This is a genomic window from Chloroflexota bacterium, assembly GCA_018648225.1.
Classification (GTDB): domain Bacteria; phylum Chloroflexota; class Anaerolineae; order Anaerolineales; family UBA11858; genus NIOZ-UU35.
This window is the reverse complement of the sequence record JABGRQ010000076.1, coordinates 1-19,227: the sequence shown is the minus strand read 5'-3', so window position 1 is coordinate 19,227 and position 19,227 is coordinate 1. Positions and strand designations below refer to the sequence as shown.

Sequence of the window (19,227 nt, the reverse complement as noted above, 5' to 3'; positions counted from 1 at the left end):
CTCAGAATGACATCCTTGTTCGTTATCCTTTTGATTCGAACAAAAAATCGGTTAAATCCGCGTTTCATGTACACAGTTATATGACCGGAAAATGATATTTGAACCTGGGAAGATTGAAAGGATTTTAAATGGCTCTGATCTCCAATCGCCAGGAGGCGACTACCTGGCAGAAAAAGTACGATGCTCACGCGCCGCGAGTAGGGGATTTTGCGCCAGATTTTGAACTGCTGGATAATAACGGTGAAAATTTGGTGCGCCTTTCCAATTTTCGCGGAGAAAAGCCTGTTGCGCTGATATTTGGCAGTTTCACCTGACCGCCCTTTGTCAATGGGACCGTGGGTCTCCAGGATTTATACGCCAAATATCATCAAGAAGTGCAATTTCTATCGATCTACATTCGTGAAGCACATCCAGTAGATGGTTGGTGGTTTGGCAAAGGCCCGATGAGCCTGCTGCTGAAACTTTCGCGCTCAAAGGTGGCCACCGATATTTACGATCCGGTGAGCTTGGACGAGCGGCGCGCTGTGGCCGGGCAATGCCAGGATGCGCTGCAATATGGCATTCGCACCTATGTAGATGATATGGATGATTCGGTCAATAAGGCATATGCAGCCTGGCCGACGCGTTTATATTTAATTGGTGTGGATGGGCGTGTGGAATATGCTGCCGGTTTAGGCCCCTGGGATTTTAGCCCGGCGAAGCTGGAGCGGGCTATCGAAGTTTATCTGAAGGAAATAACGGTATAAAAACTGAATCACTAAGGATACGAAGGGAGACAAAATTTATTCGTGAGTCTTCGTGTCCTTAGCGGTTAAAAATCCCTGTTTCTCAAAAAACTCGTTTGTATAAATCGCTTTGCAGCAAATTTTGGGGGTCGTAGCAGCTTTTCAACACTTTGAATTTTGCCAATGTTTCAGCGCCCAAAAATTGTGCGGTATCTCCCAAAGTTAGTGTGCTATCTTTGGCGAAATAAAAGCGTCCGTTGGCTGCGAGTACGATCTGGTTGAGTTCGCTCGCCATACGCTGCAATCCGGCGCGGTTGTTGCGAGTGACTTTGAAATCGAAGGCCAGCGAGTAGCCATCCACGGCATGGGAGAGCAGAAAATCATCAGGGCGGTGGCGTTTGAGTACCACCAGATACGAAGGCAGGCCGCGTTTATGAGTCAGGCGCAGCATTTCGCTGAAGGCAGCCGCGGCGTTTTCGGTGGGGATAATGCTCTGGTATTGAATCAAGCCCTGGGGGCCATAGGATTGAATCCAGTTTGGGATATAGTCGAGCAAAAAATGGAAGGCAGCGTGTGGCTGTCGGATGGTTTTATGATCTCCCAGGCGCGAGGCGTAGTATTTTCCGGCGTTGATCAGGCGCGTGCCGGGGTTGTTCATCCATGGGGACATGAGCCGCCACAAAATTGAAGACGGCACTACGCCCATGAGTGTATCGGGTAGGGTTTGATGCTCGAGGCGCAGCGTCTGCTGGGGGGCAGGATCAACTCCCGGGTCCAGATAGTTGGCGGCATGAATCTGGCCGCGTCCCAGAGCCGTGCTGTTCGCTAATCCATCAATCCAACTGACAATATAATCATCCGTATCTTTACGGGCTTCCAGATCGTTAATTTGCTGGGCCAGATCGCGGGGCGCCCAGGCTTCTACCGATAGATTGCCGGAATAAATGCGCTTGAGTTGCAATGTGATCGATGTGAACACTCCCAGCACGCCCAGACTGCCGATCATGCTGTAAAACAAATCGGCATTTTCACCCGGCGTAACGGTGACGCTCTCGCCGTTGGACAGTAGCGCTGTGAATTCAAGCACATGGTCTCCGAAGGTTCCGGCGCGGTAGTTGTTTTTGCCGTGTACATTCATCGCCAGGCAGCCGCCAATAGTGGGAGCCATTGTGCCAGGTACCACGGCAGGCCACCAGCCATCTTCGATGGTGTATTGCCAAAGTTGCTGGATGGTCACACCCGGCTCAATGCGGATAATCCCGGTTTCGGGATTCCATGCCAGAATGCGGTTCATGCGCTGCATGTCGAGCACAATCTGACCGCTGTTGAGGGCTGCGTCGCCATAGCTGCGCCCCGCGCCGCGCAGGCCAATACTCAAGCCGTTCTGACGCGCCAGAGCAAAAATTTCGTTAATTTGTTCAACGTGGGTGGGTCGGTAGAGATAGCCCAGGCTGCCGTGAGCGCGCCCGAAACCGGTCAGTTTTTGTAAGCGGTTGAGTTCAAGCATGAGTTTTGATGTGGGTGAACCAGAAGGATTTAATCTGGATGGGCGGAAAAAAACTTTAACCACAAAGGCACGAAGACACTAAGAAAAATAACAAGGCAATTCTTCGAGTTTTTGAGCTTTGTGGTGATTTTTAGAATGATAAGCGCCGGAAAATGACCGAGGGAATATGCTGTAAAATCAGCCCCACCAGCCGCCAACGCGCCGGGGTAAATATGACCTGCTTGCGTTTGCGGATCGCCTTCCAGATGTCGTCGGCAGCCTGTTCAGGCGAAATCACCCAAAAATTGGCCCCGCCTGCGGCTTGCAGCAATTCGGTATCCACATAGCCGGGTTTGACCGTCAGCACATGCACGCCCTTGCGCGTCAGGCGGTTGCGCAGTGACTCGAGATAGGTATTCATTCCAGCCTTGGAAGTGTGATAGGGTGGGTTTCCCACGCGCCCGCGCTCTCCGGCAATCGAGGAAATGCCCACAATTTGCCCGCTGCCCGTGGTATCAAACAACGTAGCCGCCTGATCCAACCAGGCCATCGCGCCCAGCAGGTTGACTTCAATCATCTGACGGTCTTTCTCAAAATTGTATTCGGCAATATCCACGCCGGGCATGGTTGCCGATGCGTAGACCAGCAAATCAAGTTGACCGAGATCGGCGATGATTTTTTGGAAGAGGGGCGCAATTTGATCGAATTGGGATGCGTCGTGAACATAGGCCTGGGCGATATTCTGACCAAGCTCCTGGTGGATCGCTGCGCACAGGGCATTTAATTTATCTTCGCGGCGGGCGAGCAGCGCAAGGGTATAGCCCTCACGCGCCAATTTGTACGCCAGTGCTGCGCCAATACCCGAAGAAGCCCCAACGATGATGGCGCGGGGGCGGGTGAGCAGGGGGTGTTCGGTTTGTGTCATGTGTTTCTTTCTTGGTTGTGGGTTAAAAGTTGAAGGTTGAAAATTGCTTGAACCTTCAACATTCAACTTTCAATTTTTAACCGTCAATGCCACCCAATCTTCAATCTGGCGTTGGGCAACGATCTCGAGTTGGTGTTTTTGAAGGGCGGCCAGCATATTGGGCATCTGTTCTTCGAGAATGCCCGAGAGCAGCAATTTCCCACCGGGAGCAATCAAGTCGGCCATGCCTGAATCTAAGAGTTGAATGAGGATATGCGCCAGAATATTGGCAATCACCAGTGGAGCTTGTGTCACCGGGAAGACGCCTTGCTGGATGGCTTCCACCGAGCCGCGGGCGAAGTGAGCGTATTCGCCAACTTCGTTGATGCGGGCATTTTCCTCGGCTGTGGTAATTGCATCGGTGTCAGTATCCACACCGAAGGCGCACGCCGCGCCTAATTTTAGGGCGGCAATCGAGAGTATCCCCGATCCGCAGCCAATATCGAATATCTCCAGCCCTCGGATGCTTTCGGAAAACTCTGAGGTTTCTAAAAACTCCAAACAAAGCTGGGTGGTGGGGTGGGTGCCGGTGCCAAAGGCCATGCCCGGATCAATGCGGATGGGAATACGGCTTTCATGGGGGGCATCGAGCCAGCCAGGGATAATTAGCAAGCGCTCGCCGATATTGACCGGGTGGAAATTTTCTTTCCAGGCTTCGGCCCAGTTGATTTCTGCAATTTGGGTGAATTGTGCTTCGGGCAAGGCTTGAATGCGCCCCAAGAAATAGAGTGATTCCTCGATGCGCTGGCGAGTTTCTTCAAGTTGAGCGTCAATGGGGAGATAGCCGCAGACTTTCAGCGGGCCAATCGGGTAGCCCGGACCTTCGAGATCGGGGGCAATGCCCGTGCTTTCAACGACCACGCCACCGGGTACAAAACGCGCCAAAACATCGGCAACCGCTTCGGCTAATTCGCCGTCCACGGTAAGCGAAACTTCAAGCCAACTCATCCGCCAATGACGTCTTTCAAGCGGTCGAAGAAGCCGCGTTCCTGGGGTGTCACTTCGGTGCCCAGGCTGTTGGCTAATTGCTCGAAGATCACGCGCTGTTCTTCGCTAAGCGTGCGGGGAATATCAATATTAATCACTACTAGCTGATCGCCGCGGTGGTTGTTGCGTAAATGGGGAACCCCTTTGCCCCGCATGCGGATAATTTTGCCGGGCTGCGTTCCACTGGGAATTTTCAGCAGTGTGTCGCCATCGACTGTGGGTACCTGTACTTCATCGCCGAGGGTAGCTTGGGCAATATTGACATTCAGATCGAGCAGGATGTCGTTATCGCGGCGGCGGAAGTATCTGTGTTTGTTAACCTGGATCACGAGGTAGAGATTGCCGGGAGGGCCGTTATTGGCTCCGGGCTGGCCTTCACCGCTCAGACGGATCTGCGTTCCTGTGTCAACCCCCGCCGGGATGTTGACAAGTTTCTTACGGGTTTGGCGCACCAGGCCTTGCCCGCGGCAGGTTTCGCAAGGTGCGACAATCACTTCGCCTTTGCCGCCACAGGTGGGGCAGGTGGTCACTTGCACCATCGAGCCGAGAATGGTTTGGCGCGACTGGCGAACTTCGCCCTGACCATTACAGGTGGAGCAGCGTGTGGGGGTGGTGCCGGGCTTGGCGCCACTGCCGCTGCATGTATCGCAGTTTTCGTTGCGACTGATCTCAATCTCTTTTTCGATCCCGAAAACAGCTTCTTCAAAACTAAGTTGCACGCGATATTGTAAATCGGCGCCGCGTCGGGGCGCATTGCGCGAACGCGATGATGAGCGTCCGCCAAAGCCGCCGAAACCAAAACCGAAGAGTTCTTCAAAAATGTCGCTAAAATCGACACTGGTCCAGTCGGGGACACCGCCAGCACCCTGTACGCCGGCGTGACCATAGCGGTCATACGCGGCGCGTTTTTCCTGATCGGAAAGCACAGCATAGGCTTCATTGATTTCTTTGAAGCGTTCCTCGGCATCCGGTTCTTTGCTAACATCAGGATGATATTGGCGCGCCAAACCTCGGAAGGCCGATTTTAACTCGTCTGCCGAAGAACCTTTGGGTACGCCTAGAATTTCGTAATAGTCTCGTGGCATAATTTAAGTTAAAAATTTAAGGTTGAAAGTTGAAGGTTGGAAATTGCCGGGCAACTTTCAACCTTCAACCTGCTAACCTTAAACTGTGCTTACGCGCTGCGGAATTCGCCGTCAACGATATCTTCATCGCCATTATCCGGGCCTGACTGATCGCCAGGAGGGGGGTCTTGGGGATCAAAGCCCTCGGCTCCGGGCATTGGGCCAGCCGCGTCGGGGTCTTGCTGATAGGCGGCTGCGCCAATTTGTTGCACAATCTGACCCAGCTCGTCGGCAACACGGTTGAGTTCATCAGCTTCGGCGTTTTCGTTCTCAAGCACTTTACGCACCTCCGCTACTTTTTCTTCAACTTGTGCCTTTACTTCAGCCGGGACTTTATCACCCAGGTCGGTGAGCGCCTTTTCGGCGGTGTAGGCCATGTTGTCGGCTTTGTTGTGGGCCTCGACCCGCTCTTTGAATTTGAGGTCTTCCTCGGCGTGCCGTTCGGCTTCCTGGCGCATTTTATCAATTTCGGCATCGCTCAAGCCGGAAGATGCCGTGATGGTGATATTCTGGCTGCGGCCAGTGGCTTTGTCTTGCGCGGTGACCTTGAGTATACCATTGGCATCAATATCGAAAGTGACTTCAATCTGGGGAACACCGCGTGGTGACGGGGGAATGCCGTCCAGAATAAAGCGTCCCAGCGATTTATTGCCAGCAGCCATTGGGCGTTCGCCTTGGAGCACATGAATTTCGACCTGAGGCTGGTTTGCAGCCGCAGTGGAGAAAATCTGGCTCTTGCGCGCCGGGATGGTGGTATTGCGCTCGATCAACGGGGTGGCAACATTGCCCAATGTTTCAACCGAAAGCGATAGTGGGGTAACATCGAGTAAGAGAATGTCGGTGACATCGCCACCCAACACGCCAGCCTGGATCGCCGCGCCCAGGGCTACAACTTCATCGGGATTGACGCCCTTGTGGGGTTCGCGCCCAAAGAATTTCTTGACCGCTTCTTGCACGGCAGGCATACGCGTCATACCGCCAACCAGCACGACTTCACTCACATCGGAAGGTTTCATCCCGGCATCGTTGAGGGCCTGTTTCACGGGAGTAATGGAACGCTCAATCAAATCAGCGGTGATCTGCTCGAGTTTGGCGCGCGTCAGGTTGAGCACCAGATGTTTGGGGCCGCTGGCATCGGCGGTGATGTAGGGCAGATTGATCTCGGTCTGTTGCAGAGTCGAGAGTTCAATTTTCGCTTTTTCAGCCGCTTCTTTGAGACGCTGTAAGGCCTGACGATCGAGACGCAAGTCAATACTATTGCTCTGCTTGAATTCGTCGGCCAAAAATTCAATGATGCGCTGGTCAAAATCATCGCCGCCCAGGAAAGTATCGCCGCTGGTGGATTTGACTTCGAAGACGCCCTCGCCTACTTCCAGAATGGAAATATCGAAGGTGCCGCCGCCCAGGTCGTAGACGGCCAGCATTTCGTTGGATTTTTTATCCAGGCCATAAGCCAGAGATGAAGCAGTCGGCTCATTGATGATGCGCAGCACTTCAAGGCCAGCGATTTTACCGGCATCTTTGGTGGCGTTACGCTGGGCATCGTTGAAGTATGCTGGAACGGTGATGACGGCCTGGGTAACCGCTTCGCCCAAATAGGCTTCAGCATCGGCTTTGATTTTTGCCAAAATCATCGCCGAAACTTCAGGGGGCGAGTAGTCTTTTTCGTCGAGTTTGACGCGCACATCCCCGTTGGGGGCTTTGTTCACGTTGTAAGGCACCATTTTAATGGCGCGCTGCACTTCAACGTCGTCATATTTGCGCCCCATAAAGCGTTTGATCGAGAAAATCGTATTCTCCGGGTTGACGACGGCCTGGTTACGCGCCGGACGACCCGTAATACGTTCGTGATTTTTATTGACAGCCACAACCGACGGCACCAGGCGTTCGCCCTCTGCCGAAGGGATCACTACAGGTTCTCCGCCTTCAACGACCGCGGCGACTGAGTTGGTTGTACCTAAGTCAATTCCGATAATTTTTGCCATGATATTCCTCCGAATGATTTGTACTATTCGTTTTATTAGTTAATTATTTGTCAATCTGATTACGCCGCCACAACAACCGTCGCCGGGCGCAGCACGCGCTCGCCAATTCGATAACCTTGTTGCAGCACTTCGATAATGTGTTCAGTCTCGTGCTCATCGCTGGGGATCTTCATTACCGCTTCGTGCAGATGAGGGTCAAATATGCTGCCCTCGGCCTCGATGGGGGCGATACCTTCGGCTTCCAGGATCGACAGTAGTTTGCGATAGATTAGCTCAATTCCTTCGGCCCAGTCGGCGCCTTCGCCTTCAGCGGGGCGGTTTTTCAGTGCGCGTTCCATATCGTCCATCACGGGTAAAAAGCGCTTGATGACGCCGCCAGCCGCGTTTTTATAGGTGGTTTCGCGCTCGCGATCGACGCGTTTTTTGTAGTTGGCGAACTCGGCGCGCTCGCGCTGCCAGCCAGCAAGGTATTCGTCGGCTTTGGACTGGATTTCTTCGAGGGGAGATTTCTCAGCCTCGGAGGCAGAATCCACCTCGGGGGAGTCTGCTTCATCCTGCACGGGCGCAGCGGACTCGCTCTGGGCTGGTTCCTGTTCTTCGGGCTGGATTTCGTCCTCGATAATTTCTTCTGCGATGTCTTTCTTTTTCTTCTTGCTCATTTTTTATTCTTCATACCTTTCATTGGACAGCGTATCACCGACCAGTTCGCTGAGTAAATTGGCAACAAACTGCACAGTGGAGATGGTGTGGGCGTAGGTCATGCGGGCGGGGCCGAGAACGCCGATGGCGCCGGTTGCCACGCCGGGAACGCCATAACGAGAGAGCACCACGGCGCAGTCGCTCAGGTCTTCCCAGGTGCCGTCACCGCCGATCAGCACATGGATGCCGCTGGTTTCGGGGGAGAGCACGGTTTGCGAGAGCAGATCTTCGAGTTGGGAACGTTCTTCCCAGAAGCGCAACGCGCGGTGGGCGACGCCCGGTTCGAGGAATTCGGGTTCGGCGAGCACGTTAGCCAGCCCGTCGCGGTAAATATCACCGGCCAGCACATTGTCAGAGCGCTGCATTTCATCCACGGTAAGTTGTAAAATATCGCTCTTGAGATCGTCCTGTGTTTGAGATAGCAAAGCGATGATTTCGTGAGCGTCTTTTTTCTGCAAAACTTCATTGATCCAGCGCGCCGTGGCGCTGAGCTTATCCTGGGCGACGGGTTCGGCTAGTTTGAGCATTTGTTGGCGGATTTCGCCGCCATCGAGTACCAATACCATCAAAACCTGTCGGCCACGCGTGGCGATGAGTTCGATGTGTTTCAGGCGGGCGTGTTCCGGGTGCAAAGAAGTTACCAGCGCCGCGCCGCGCGATTGTCGCGCCAATACTGAGGCAGCCAGGCGCATCCATTGGTCAATATCACTCCGCGCCTGGTAGAACTGATGCTGGATGGTATGGCGCGTATCCGAGGGTAATGTCGCTCGCCCCATGAGTTGGCTGACAAAATAGCGGTAGCCTTCCTCGGTAGGGATGCTGCCAGCCATCTTGTGGGGCTTGTCGAGATAGCCTTGCTCCGTCAGGGCGGCCATTTCGTTGCGCACCGTGGCCGAACTGACATTGAGAGCATAATCTTCTACCAGCCGCTCAGAGCCAATCGGGTTGACTTTCTCAACATATTCCCGAATGACCAGCGCCAGGATGAGTTTTTGACGTTCAGATAGGTTGCCCATAAATTTGTTTGACTCACAGGGAAAGCCCTGTTTGCTCTATTTTAGCAGTCGAAGCTTTCGGTTGCTAAGACAACGCTATGAATCATAACATTTGGGCGCATCTCCGTCAAGAAATGGCCTTGTTGAGGGGAATCTTCTTATATGAAATTAACAAAAAGGGGGGGTAAAAAAGAATGACCGGCAAAGCCGGTCATTCTTTTTTGTGTATCGGTTATACCGTGGTTATTTTCGCTTCGCCGCGGCGCACACCCCACATTAGGATTAGCGCGCCGATCATAAAGAGCGGAGCCACCAGCATGACGCTGTTGTAGTTTTCATTGCTTAATTGGATGATCCAGCCATTGATATTTGGCCCGGCGATGGCCGCCATTGTGGAGAACAGATAATACAAACCGGTAAAGGTACCGATGCGGGCATCTTCAACCATATCGACCACCATGGGCAGCGAGTTGATATTAATCAGCGCCCAGGCAATGCCGCTGCCCATCAGCAACAGGCTGATCACGCGTACGGTTCCCAGTACGGGCAATTTTGTCAGCGGGGTAGCCAGCAGGCCGGGAGGCAGCACAAACATTACCCCAATGAGCGCGGCCAGCATAATTAGCCCGGCAGAAATCGTCACCCGGCGGCCTATGCGTCCACCGATAAAGCCGGAGATCAGGGCAAAAGCCACAAAGAGCAGCGAAAGATGCCCCAACATTCCTGCTCCATCGCCTGCGGTCAGGCCGAGATGGTTGACGGAGTATAGCGTGAAGAAGGCCTCAATGGCATTGTAGCCCACAAACCAAAAGAAGATCGCCAAAAACAGGCGCATGGCGCTTTTATCATTGTCTTGCCAGACTTCCTTGAGGCTGGCAAACATATTGGGCTGTTTTTCGGCGGCCTCAAAATCTTTGGGTTCTTTGACAAAAATGAAAACCAATAGCGCCGAAAGTATTACCAGCACTGATCCCATCCAGAATGGATAGGCCGGATTTATGGCGTAGAGTTGGCCGCCGATGAGAAAGGCGATAATTGCGCCGATGCCGCCCATGAAATTGATGATGCCGTTGGCCTGGGAGCGCTTATTGGAGGGGGTGATATCGGGCATCAGGGCGACGACGGGGGTGCGCCACAGCGCCATACTCAACAGCAGGGTGGTGGTGCCTGCCACGAAAAGGGGCAATACTGCCGCCACAGGGATAATGCCAAAGGCTAACGCCGAAATCGGCGCGCCGATGAGAATAAACGGCATACGCCTGCCGATGGGCGAGCGTAATTTATCAGACCAGGCGCCCACCGGGGGCTGGATGAACAGGGCGGCGAGATTGTCGAGTGTCATAAAGAAGCCAATCCATGCCGGAGCCAGGCCAAAACGGTCGGCCAGGAAGATGGGCACAAAGGCATTGTAGACGCTCCACAAAACGCTGACGCCAAAAAAGCCAAAGCCGAGCAAGAAGATTTTGCCATAATTGAATTTCATTGTTTACCTCCGGTAGGGTTAAAGGGTACAGTTGAAGGTTGAAAATAACCTGTAACCTTTAATTTTCAACCTTTAACTGATTAAGAAATTTTCGATCTTCGTCCGTTAATATTGCACTTTCGAGCATATCGGGTCTGCGTTCAAGGGTACGCAGCAGCGATTGTTCGCGTCGCCAGCGGTCAATACGGGCATGGTCGCCGGAGCGCAGTATATCGGGCACACCCCAGCCGCGGAATTCTGCCGGGCGGGTGTAATGCGGATGTTCGAGCAAGCCCTTGGCGTGGGAATCTTTTTGCGGCGCTTTGGGGTCACCGAGTACATCGGGGAGCAGGCGCGTGATGGCATCGATGAGTACCAGGGCAGGCAATTCTCCGCCCGTTAGCACGTAATCGCCAATCGAGATTTCATCGGTGACGAGATGCTGGCGCACGCGTTCATCGAGGCCTTCGTAGCGTCCGGCGATGAGCGCGATGCGGGGATGTGCTGCTAATTCGTGGGCGACAGCCTGCGAGAACAGGCGTCCCTGGGGGGTGAGGAGCACCACCGGGCAAGTTGGCGGTGTGCCGGTCACTTCTTCAACGGCATTAAACATTGGATCAGGTTTCATCACCATGCCGCCGCCTCCGCCATAGGGAATATCGTCGGTGACATGATGCTTGTCGGTGGCCCAATCGCGGATATTGTGCAGGTGAAATTCCACCAGATTGCGCTCGGCGGCGCGTTTGAGGATGCTGCTGTTGAGATAGGGTTCAAGCGATTCGGGGATCAGGGTAAAAACGTCAAAACGCATGGTGTGATTATAGCCGATGTGGGCGAATAGGGACTTCCGACTTGGGGGTCTGCTCGGTGGCGATTTGGTCTTTTCCGTTTTGCTTGGCCTGATATAGCGCTTTGTCGGCAATTGCCATCAAGCTGTCGGCGGAATCTTGTTGCTTACAGGAACACGCGGCCACGCCGATGCTGACTGTGCGCTGAAAACTGTGGTGATTGGATTGGATGATGTGTGCCCGGATGGATGCGCACAGTCGCCGGGCAACGTGCGAGGCTAATTCGAGATCGGTTTGGGGCAGGTAGATGGCAAATTCATCACCGCCATAGCGGCTCATCACATCGTATGCGCGCAGATGCTGTTGGCAAAGCTGAACGGTTTCGATGAGCACCTGGTCGCCGGCGGCATGGCCGTATTGGTCGTTGATGGCTTTGAAATCATCAATATCGAACATCATCACCGCCAATGGGGAATGTTGGCGCCGGGCGCGTTCTAATTCTTGCTGAAGCAGGCTAAAAAAGTGACGGCGGTTGTAGATGCCAGTCAACGGATCGGAAATTGCCAGTTGTTTGGTTTTTTGAAGCAGTTCGTATTGCGCCGTAATATCGCGGAGCGTGAGTACCAGACCAACAGTGGCTTTGTTCTTGCGCTTGATGGGGGTTAGCAGCGCTTCATAATGTTGCTGTCCGCCTTGCTCTTTCGTAATCGCGATGGGCTGAATATCTTCTATGTGGGGGTCCAGCTCGTCCCAAAACCACACGGCATCCTCGGCCAATTGCCCAATGGCCTGATTGACAGGAATTTGGAGAACGGCGCTGGCGCTGCGGTTTAGCTCAATGATCCGATTTTTTACATCCAGCACAATCATGCTCTCGGCCAGATTCTCGATGATAATACTATGCGCCAATGGCACCAGATCAAATAGTTGATAGCGAAACAACGCCCAGGCAATTAACATCCCCGAAATGCTAAAAGCGGCAGGGGCAAAGTTGAAGTTGGGGATTGGCGTAATCCCTAACACATAAAGCAAATCGACCACTAGCGGGATGAGAAGGCTAACAAATAACGCGATGGTCTGGCTTTGATAGGTTTTTTTTGAGCCACGAAAATTGCGAAACAAAAGCACCAGAATAATGATATGCCCAAGATAGGATAATGGCGCCAGAATATAATAGAACCAGAGGGCATAATCATTCACCAGCACAGGGAATGGCCCTGCAATCAAATCGATATAGGGTTGTCCGCGGAACCAGTGGTGAAAGTTATCGGTCCAGATGATGATATTGGAAATCACAGCGAGCAGGATCAGAGCGTACAGAATCGGACGAATGCTGCGCTCATGCCCCGAAAAGCGGGCGACGAGCATTAGAAAAAAGATCGGGATGGCAGTAATACCAATGAATTGAATATTGGCCCAAAAGATTTTTGTGCTGAGTTCTACCCCCAATATTTCGATGATAAAGCTCACCGACCAAATTAGCAAGGCCAGCAATAAGCCTAAAAACAAACGCGCAGATACCTCATGTCGATGGCGTATGGTAGCCATCACTAACACCATGAGAATACTCGATGAGACGACAATCGGCCAGATGTGAGGCGTGAATGCGAAGGTCATATTGACTTTCATTGTACCTGAATTTTGTGCCAGGCGTGTATTTTCAGCGGTTGGACAACGCAAACGGAGGGTGGTAAGATGATTTTATGTATCTGCAAGGAAGTAATTGGTCAATGCGGCGTAAACGCCGTAAGCGCGCCAATCCCTGGCGCGTGATTATGTTACTGCTGTTGATCACAGCAGTGCTTTATGTTAACAAGATCGTGGTGCCAACTACCCCACCGTTATTTATCTCTACCCCTACCGCAACCATCAGCCCGGAATCATTTGCGAACCAGGCCGAATCGTTGTACACCGAAGGCAAGCTTAACCAGGCGATTGACGCATACGAGAAAGCTATCCTCTCCGATCCGGAGAATTCATCCTATTATGTTGCCCTGTCGCGAGTGCAGATTTTGGCAGGACGCTACGACGAAGGCCTGGAAAACGCCGAACTGGCCCTGTTGCGTAACTCGGATAATCCCGTAGCTCACGCCATGCGCGCCTGGGCAATGGATTTTAAGGGCAACATACTTGAGGCCGAAGCCGCAGTCAAGCGGGCAATTGAGTTGGATGCGAACAGCGCCCTTGCTCATGCTGTGTATGCTGAAATTCTGGTAGATAAAGGCGATTTCGACGGCGCGGCAGAAGAATCGCGGTTGGCATTAGATTTAAACCCCAACTTGATGGAAGCCCGCCGGGCGCGTGGCTACGTGCTTTATTGGACCAGCAACTATGATTTGGCGATCGAAGAATATCAGGCTGCGCTGGCGATTAACAATCGCATTCCCAACCTGCACATGATGCTGGGATACACGTATGCTGCCATTGGCGAGTACGATAGTTCTGTAGAGAGCTTCAATCAGGCCAATGCGCTGAACCCCGATGATCCCGCTCCCGATTATGAGGCCTCACGCGTTTATTTTACGATTGGTGAATTTGCCCAGGCTGTACAATATGCCGAACAGGCCGTCGCTGATGATCCTGGTAATGCCAGCCTGCAAGGCAACCTGGGGATCATGTATGCCAAGAATAACGAGCTAAACCGAGCCATTACCCATTTAACCCTGGCTGTGCAGGGCGGCGTTACTGAAGATGGCGCTGTTGTTGAGGGCATCACGATTTCATACCAACTGCGCGCGGTCGAATTATATTCAATTTACGGACTCACATTGGCACGGCTAAACCGCTGCGGTGAAGCTATCCCTGTTTTTCAGACTATGCTTGCCACGGTAGCTGATAACGATATTGCCGTATTCAACGCCGAAGCGGGGCTGGAAATCTGCCAGGTGGGGGCCGCCGAACCAACGCCTACATTAGAAGGGCCGCCCGATTCTTAATCGGATCAAATCGAGACGAGAGAAAACTACCATAAAGACACCCGGCCTTTGTGTTTTGGTAGTGAAATCACTTCGTATCAGCTAATTATTATGGATCGTCACCTTACCGGAAAAGGACTCAACTTCCGTCCCCCTGGGCCACAAATCAATTTCACTCGCATGCTGATCTGGCTTGGGATGATCGGTGTTGGTATCTGGGGTATCTCGCAAATTGGGATTGGCCCCGAATTTCGCATTCAGCCCATGTTTTTGCCCACGCCGACGGCCACACGCACGGCAAATTCCTACCTGATGGCTGCTGAGGCCTATTTTAGCGCCGGGAAGATTGATGATCCGAATGCCATTGATGCGATTGACGCCTATCGATTGGGATTGGAACTAGACCCGGAGAACCCCCAGGCGCGGGCTGAACTGGCGCGGTTATTAACATACTCGACGCGGCTGCTCTCAACCAATGCAGCCCAGTTGGCACGTCTGGAAGAAGCGTTGGTCGAAAGTTCCCGGGCAGTGGAATTAGCACCCGATGATAGTACAGTTCAAGCCATCCATGCCCTGGTGCTGGATTGGAACGCCTCTTACGCCAACACCGCCGACGAGCGCCGCGACCTGCTCACCAGAGCCGAGCAAACCGCCAGCTTTGCCTATAATCTTGACCCCAATAATGTTCTGGCATTGGCCTATTATGCCGAGGTATTGCTCGATCAGGGCAAATTAGCCCAGGCGCAGCAACACGCCCAGGAGGCTGTTACGCTGGGGCCGGAGTTGATGGATACACACCGGGTTTACGCCACCGTGCTAGAGACCTTTGGGCAATATCGCGTGGCGATTGAGGAATATGAAAAAGCAGCCGCGATTAATCCCAATCTGACTTTTTTGTATATTCAAATTGGGGTCATCTACCGCGAGCTTCAAGTCTACGATGTGGCGCTGGAGCAATTCGACAAGGCCATTGCTATTAACGAGGCCAACGGAGTGCAAGATCCGCTGCCCTATATTGCGATTGCCAAAACCTATTCGCGCATGGGCGAATTCTTTGTCGCTGCGCTGAACGGAGAGAAGGCGCTCAGTTTCAATCCAACTGACCCAAATACCTACGGTCAACTGGGGGATATTTATGTGCGCTCGCGCAACTACGAGGGGGCCATGCCCGTGCTGAAGTGCGCTGTTTTGGGCTGCGCTGCCGACGAAAATGAAGTCGGCGGGGTGGATGTGGTGGGGCTGGAACTCACCAACCTGGAAGTAGGCTTCTACTATGCGCGCTATGCCTCTGTGCTGGCCGCGTTGAGCCGCCCAGGGCAAAACTATTGTCCGCAGGTGCAGCCCGTACTGGACGAGTTGCGCCGCGCTTTTCCGGATAGCCCCCCTCTGATGGGGATTGTGGAAGAGAATGAAGCCATCTGTCGTTTGATCGCGACAACCCCGCAGCCTTAGGGGATTCCCCCACCCCTGCTTTTTTACAGATTCGTTCAGCACGCCACACTGGGCCGCGTCCGCTGTTCCTGTTTTTGTCAGAATTTTGTAAGAATCACAGCCACAATTCCCCCTTCTGCTTGACTTTCAAATCAAATATCGTTATGATTCAGGCCGCTTAGCAATCCGTGCTATCGGGTGCTAAAATCTGAAAATCCATTGATCAATCAATTTTGCAGGAGGCTTTTGTATGGCTATATCCCTAAAACCCTTAGGCGACCGCGTTGTGTTGGAAGCCGTTGAGCAAGAAGCTACGACCGCCAGCGGTCTGGTTCTGCCCGATACGGCGAAAGAAAAATCACAGCAAGGTAAAGTTTTGGCTGTTGGTCCCGACATCGAGGGAGAAATCTCTGTTGATGATGTTGTGCTCTACGCCAAGTATGCTGGTACCGAAGTAAAAATCGAAGGTAACGCAGTCCTCATCCTGAGTGAAGCGGACATTCTGGCCCTGGTTAAATAACCAGACCACAAGGAGAAATTTTCTATGGCAAAGCAATTAGTTTTTTCTGAAGAAGCTCGCCGCAAACTTCAGAAGGGTGTTGACGTTCTGGCGAGTGCAGTAATTACCACGTTAGGCCCCAAGGGCCGCAACGTTGCGTTGGATCGAAAGTTCGGCAGCCCCACCATCACCCACGACGGTGTGACTGTTGCAAAAGAGATCGAGCTGGAAGACCCCTTTGAGAATATGGGCGCCCAGTTGCTCAAAGAAGCAGCTACCAAAACCAATGACATCGCCGGTGACGGCACCACCACCTCCACCGTTTTGGCGCACGCCATTGTGACCGAAGGTATGAAGAATATGGCCGCCGGTGCCAACCCCATGCTGCTCAAGCTGGGTATTGAAGCCGCCGCCAAAGCCGTTTCGGAAGAGATCAGCAAGCAGGCTCACGAAGTGACCACTCGCGAAGAGATTGGTAACGTGGCTTCGATTTCTGCTCAGGATCGCTCGATTGGCGAGTTGATTGCGGATGTGATGGACAAAGTCGGCAAAGACGGCGTTATCACGGTTGAAGAGTCCAAAGGTTTGCAGTTTGAGACCGAATATGTTGAAGGTATGCAGTTTGACCGTGGCTACCTTTCGCCTTATTTTGTCACCGACCCCGAAACAATGGAATCCAAGATCGAAGAACCGTATTTGTTGATCCACGATAAGAAAATCTCTGTTGCACAGGACATGCTCCCCGTGCTGGAGAAACTGGTACAGTTGGGCAAACGCGAGTTGGTTATTATCGCCGAAGATATTGACGGCGAAGCCCTGGCGACCCTGGTACTGAATAAATTGCGCGGTATGCTCAATGTATTGGCTATCAAAGCCCCCGGATTTGGCGACCGCCGCAAAGCCATGTTGCAGGATATTGCAATCCTCACTGGCGGCACTGTGATTACCGAAGAAATGGGCCGCAAGCTGGAAAGCGTAACCCTCGAAGATTTGGGTCGTGCTGAAATTGTTGTTTCAACCAAAGACGACACCACGATTGTTAGCGGCAAGGGCGATGCTGGCGCGATCAAGGGCCGCATCGATCAGATCCGTGTCGAAATCGACAAGAGCAGCAGCGACTACGACCGCGAAAAACTGCAAGAACGCTTGGCGAAACTTTCCGGCGGCGTAGCCATCATTCGTGTTGGCGCCGCTACCGAGACCGAATTGAAAGAAAAGAAACACCGTGTTGAAGATGCTCTCTCTGCGACCCGCGCGGCCGTTGAAGATGGTATCGTCCCCGGTGGTGGCGTAGCGCTGATCAATGCCACGAAAGCTCTTGAAGACCTGAAAATGGATTACACCGACGCTCAGATTGGTGTCACGATTGTAAAAGCTGCTCTGTCCGTTCCGATGCGCAAAATCGCTGCCAATGCTGGCAAAGACGGCTCTGTAATTATCGAGAACGTCCGCCGTATGCAGGCCGAAAAGAAAGACATCAATATTGGCTACAATGTGCTCTCTGAAGAGTATGTCAATATGGTCAAAGCCGGTGTGATTGATCCCGCAAAAGTCACCCGCGGTGCGCTCGAAAATGCGGCTTCGATTGCCGCGATGATCCTGACCACCGAAGCCCTGATCACCGACATCCCTGAAGCTGAACCGGCTATGCCCGGTGGCGCTGGCGGCATGGGTGGTATGGGCGGCATGGGCGGCATGATGTAGTGCCCGAAAATTAAACAAAAAAGAGCTTGGCGAAGCCAAGCTCTTTTTTGTTTAATTTTCGGTTTAATCGGCAGCCAGCGCCATTTGGTGCAATTCCATCGGGCGGAATTTATACCCGTATATTGGATTTATACCGCGCTGAGCTTGTGACTGTGATGACGTAAAAACGGATTATTCTTCACCCTCCCTGTCCTGATACGCTATCTCAATCGCCATTTCACTAATACGCTGATACGGGCTCTTCAAAAGCGACTCAATCCCCGGCTTGGGTACAAAACTTGCCTCCCCTAGCCGTTTGAGCAGGGGCATATCAATTGTCGGCGGGCGAATCGAAACCGAGAAACCTTCGAGTGGGGCGGAGAAATCCCAAAACTGGTCGATCTGCTCATCCAGCGGGATGACAACTTCAGGCTCTTCCTCTTCTTCATCAAATTCAACATCCCCCGCACGCCGTTCACGCAGCGCCGCCATGACCTCTTCCTGTGTGCGTCCACGCAAGCGGAAGATCAGGAAAGGGTCTTCGTCGAAGCGTTCGCCCAAGATATAATGCGCCGCCGCGACATGCTTGCAGGGGTTTGCATAATCGGGACAGGAGCAATCCGTCATCAGGTCGCCGCGTCTTGACGGAAACAGGCTGACTTTCGCCGCTTCAAAAGCCGACTCGATCTCCTGCGGCATCTCGCCTGCCAACAGTTGGGCGGTGAAAATCGCCTGCTCCGAAAGCGCATCGAAAACCTTCTCCCATTCAGCGTCTTGCAGTGGGTTAATCTGGATTTTCACCTTATACGGTGTTTTGCGCGATCCCTGCACCTTTGCCTGAACGCCATCTTTCGTCTCGTCTATTGAAATGACCTGCCCCTTGCGGGCATAGGTGCGCCCGCGTGAGAGCCGCCCCGAATCAACCAGTCGCTCCAGCGCCGCGATCCAACGCTGCGCCCACCAATTTTGGGCAAACGCGCCACGCTTACTGCGGGCTTTAATCCCATCCTTAACTTCCTTCGCTTTGGTCGGTTTGAAATAGTAGTAAGACATAGATACCTCTATACGGTATACAGTAGACGGTAGATAGGGATTTTTTATCTACTTTTGTTGATCGCTTCAATCAAGCGATAGAACATCTTGCTGATGATTTCAGCTTCATCCATTACCTGCCCGTTATCATCAATGTACCCTAAATCTTTGGACAAGATGAAAAAATATTTGAGTTCTTCCAGCGAAGCCTCGCCAATATTATAAAAACGCACTTTTTCGCCTTTTCCCCTTCTCTTGAAGCCCTCTGCAATATTGGCAGGAACAGATACCGCAGCACGGCGCATTTGTGACACCAGCCCGTAGCGCTCATCAGATGGAAAATCTTTCGTCATCCGATAAACAGCCAAAACCAATTGATGTGCTCTTTGCCAGACTTCCAGGTCACGAAAACTTCTTATCTGGTCCATGTTTTTCTCCTGTTACCGTCTACT

Annotated in this window: 18 protein-coding genes; 6 read left to right on the top strand and 12 right to left on the bottom strand. The window is 52.7% G+C overall.

The window, feature by feature from the left end; all coding sequences use genetic code 11:
* Nucleotides 1-128 precede the first annotated feature (128 nt).
* Nucleotides 129-314: a hypothetical protein gene (locus HN413_06470; protein MBT3390038.1), complete on the top strand. Its 186-nt coding sequence runs from the start codon at nt 129-131 to the stop codon at nt 312-314.
* A gap of 21 nt (nt 315-335) precedes the next feature.
* Nucleotides 336-746 (top strand): hypothetical protein, encoded by a 411-nt coding sequence (locus HN413_06465; protein ID MBT3390037.1) that lies wholly within the window; start codon nt 336-338, stop codon nt 744-746.
* Nucleotides 747-828: 82 nt separating this feature from the next.
* On the opposite strand, the gene HN413_06460 is transcribed toward HN413_06465, so the two are convergent.
* The 10 genes from HN413_06460 to HN413_06415 all read right to left on the bottom strand — a co-directional run bounded on the left by HN413_06460 (nt 829) and on the right by HN413_06415 (nt 12,832).
* A complete protein-coding gene (locus HN413_06460) occupies nt 829-2,232 on the bottom strand; it encodes an FAD-binding oxidoreductase (protein ID MBT3390036.1) in 1,404 nt (467 codons plus the stop codon).
* A 130-nt stretch (nt 2,233-2,362) separates the two neighbouring features.
* A complete protein-coding gene (locus tag HN413_06455) occupies nt 2,363-3,136 on the bottom strand; it encodes an SDR family NAD(P)-dependent oxidoreductase (protein MBT3390035.1) in 774 nt (257 codons plus the stop codon).
* A gap of 69 nt (nt 3,137-3,205) precedes the next feature.
* Nucleotides 3,206-4,123 carry a 50S ribosomal protein L11 methyltransferase gene (prmA, locus tag HN413_06450; GenBank protein ID MBT3390034.1) on the bottom strand — a complete coding sequence of 306 codons (918 nt, stop codon included), beginning with the start codon at nt 4,121-4,123 and terminating at the stop codon, nt 3,206-3,208.
* On the bottom strand, nt 4,120-5,247 hold the full coding sequence (gene dnaJ, locus HN413_06445) for a molecular chaperone DnaJ (protein MBT3390033.1): 1,128 nt from the start codon (nt 5,245-5,247) through the stop codon (nt 4,120-4,122). The genes prmA and dnaJ overlap by 4 nt, the downstream gene beginning before the upstream one ends.
* Before the next feature lie 89 nt (nt 5,248-5,336).
* Entirely contained in the window at nt 5,337-7,271 is a 1,935-nt protein-coding gene (gene dnaK, locus HN413_06440) for a molecular chaperone DnaK (protein ID MBT3390032.1), read from the bottom strand.
* Nucleotides 7,272-7,330: 59 nt separating this feature from the next.
* Entirely contained in the window at nt 7,331-7,930 is a 600-nt protein-coding gene (grpE, locus tag HN413_06435) for a nucleotide exchange factor GrpE (protein MBT3390031.1), read from the bottom strand.
* Nucleotides 7,931-7,933: 3 nt separating this feature from the next.
* Nucleotides 7,934-8,986, bottom strand: coding sequence for a heat-inducible transcription repressor HrcA (gene hrcA, locus HN413_06430; protein MBT3390030.1), 1,053 nt, complete (start codon nt 8,984-8,986; stop codon nt 7,934-7,936).
* Nucleotides 8,987-9,197: 211 nt separating this feature from the next.
* Entirely contained in the window at nt 9,198-10,448 is a 1,251-nt protein-coding gene (locus tag HN413_06425; protein ID MBT3390029.1) for an SLC45 family MFS transporter, read from the bottom strand.
* 58 nt (nt 10,449-10,506) lie between these two features.
* Nucleotides 10,507-11,238 carry a tRNA (guanosine(37)-N1)-methyltransferase TrmD gene (trmD, locus tag HN413_06420; protein ID MBT3390028.1) on the bottom strand — a complete coding sequence of 244 codons (732 nt, stop codon included), beginning with the start codon at nt 11,236-11,238 and terminating at the stop codon, nt 10,507-10,509.
* Nucleotides 11,239-11,245: 7 nt separating this feature from the next.
* Nucleotides 11,246-12,832: a diguanylate cyclase gene (locus HN413_06415; GenBank protein MBT3390027.1), complete on the bottom strand. Its 1,587-nt coding sequence runs from the start codon at nt 12,830-12,832 to the stop codon at nt 11,246-11,248.
* A gap of 113 nt (nt 12,833-12,945) precedes the next feature.
* Here HN413_06415 and HN413_06410 point away from each other — a divergent pair, with 113 nt between their 5' ends.
* From HN413_06410 to groL, 4 genes are all read left to right on the top strand, one after another.
* On the top strand, nt 12,946-14,151 hold the full coding sequence (locus tag HN413_06410; protein MBT3390026.1) for a tetratricopeptide repeat protein: 1,206 nt from the start codon (nt 12,946-12,948) through the stop codon (nt 14,149-14,151).
* 90 nt (nt 14,152-14,241) lie between these two features.
* Entirely contained in the window at nt 14,242-15,582 is a 1,341-nt protein-coding gene (locus HN413_06405) for a tetratricopeptide repeat protein (GenBank protein ID MBT3390025.1), read from the top strand.
* Nucleotides 15,583-15,811: 229 nt separating this feature from the next.
* The gene (locus HN413_06400) at nt 15,812-16,081 is read left to right on the top strand and encodes a co-chaperone GroES (protein MBT3390024.1); all 270 of its coding nucleotides are present in this window, start codon (nt 15,812-15,814) and stop codon (nt 16,079-16,081) included.
* A 24-nt stretch (nt 16,082-16,105) separates the two neighbouring features.
* The gene (gene groL / locus HN413_06395; protein ID MBT3390023.1) at nt 16,106-17,764 is read left to right on the top strand and encodes a chaperonin GroEL; all 1,659 of its coding nucleotides are present in this window, start codon (nt 16,106-16,108) and stop codon (nt 17,762-17,764) included.
* Between the two features lie 171 nt (nt 17,765-17,935).
* Here the strand turns inward: groL and HN413_06390 are convergent, their stop codons facing one another.
* Together HN413_06390 and HN413_06385 are read right to left on the bottom strand one after the other, a co-directional pair.
* Nucleotides 17,936-18,796 carry a hypothetical protein gene (locus tag HN413_06390; protein MBT3390022.1) on the bottom strand — a complete coding sequence of 287 codons (861 nt, stop codon included), beginning with the start codon at nt 18,794-18,796 and terminating at the stop codon, nt 17,936-17,938.
* 44 nt (nt 18,797-18,840) lie between these two features.
* Nucleotides 18,841-19,203, bottom strand: a complete 363-nt coding sequence (locus HN413_06385; protein MBT3390021.1) for a four helix bundle protein — start codon at nt 19,201-19,203, stop codon at nt 18,841-18,843.
* Nucleotides 19,204-19,227 lie beyond the last annotated feature (24 nt).

Coding starts and splice junctions, on each gene's coding strand:
- HN413_06425 (MBT3390029.1), bottom strand. CDS start 10,448: ATGAAATTCAATTATGGCAAAATCTTCTTGCTCGGCTTTGGCTTTTTT.
- dnaJ (MBT3390033.1), bottom strand. CDS start 5,247: ATGCCACGAGACTATTACGAAATTCTAGGCGTACCCAAAGGTTCTTCG.
- groL (MBT3390023.1), top strand. CDS start 16,106: ATGGCAAAGCAATTAGTTTTTTCTGAAGAAGCTCGCCGCAAACTTCAG.
- HN413_06405 (MBT3390025.1), top strand. CDS start 14,242: ATGGATCGTCACCTTACCGGAAAAGGACTCAACTTCCGTCCCCCTGGG.
- HN413_06390 (MBT3390022.1), bottom strand. CDS start 18,796: ATGTCTTACTACTATTTCAAACCGACCAAAGCGAAGGAAGTTAAGGAT.
- dnaK (MBT3390032.1), bottom strand. CDS start 7,271: ATGGCAAAAATTATCGGAATTGACTTAGGTACAACCAACTCAGTCGCC.
- hrcA (MBT3390030.1), bottom strand. CDS start 8,986: ATGGGCAACCTATCTGAACGTCAAAAACTCATCCTGGCGCTGGTCATT.
- HN413_06410 (MBT3390026.1), top strand. CDS start 12,946: ATGCGGCGTAAACGCCGTAAGCGCGCCAATCCCTGGCGCGTGATTATG.
- HN413_06400 (MBT3390024.1), top strand. CDS start 15,812: ATGGCTATATCCCTAAAACCCTTAGGCGACCGCGTTGTGTTGGAAGCC.
- prmA (MBT3390034.1), bottom strand. CDS start 4,123: ATGAGTTGGCTTGAAGTTTCGCTTACCGTGGACGGCGAATTAGCCGAA.
- HN413_06460 (MBT3390036.1), bottom strand. CDS start 2,232: ATGCTTGAACTCAACCGCTTACAAAAACTGACCGGTTTCGGGCGCGCT.
- HN413_06470 (MBT3390038.1), top strand. CDS start 129: ATGGCTCTGATCTCCAATCGCCAGGAGGCGACTACCTGGCAGAAAAAG.
- HN413_06455 (MBT3390035.1), bottom strand. CDS start 3,136: ATGACACAAACCGAACACCCCCTGCTCACCCGCCCCCGCGCCATCATC.
- grpE (MBT3390031.1), bottom strand. CDS start 7,930: ATGAGCAAGAAGAAAAAGAAAGACATCGCAGAAGAAATTATCGAGGAC.
- HN413_06415 (MBT3390027.1), bottom strand. CDS start 12,832: ATGACCTTCGCATTCACGCCTCACATCTGGCCGATTGTCGTCTCATCG.
- HN413_06385 (MBT3390021.1), bottom strand. CDS start 19,203: ATGGACCAGATAAGAAGTTTTCGTGACCTGGAAGTCTGGCAAAGAGCA.
- trmD (MBT3390028.1), bottom strand. CDS start 11,238: ATGCGTTTTGACGTTTTTACCCTGATCCCCGAATCGCTTGAACCCTAT.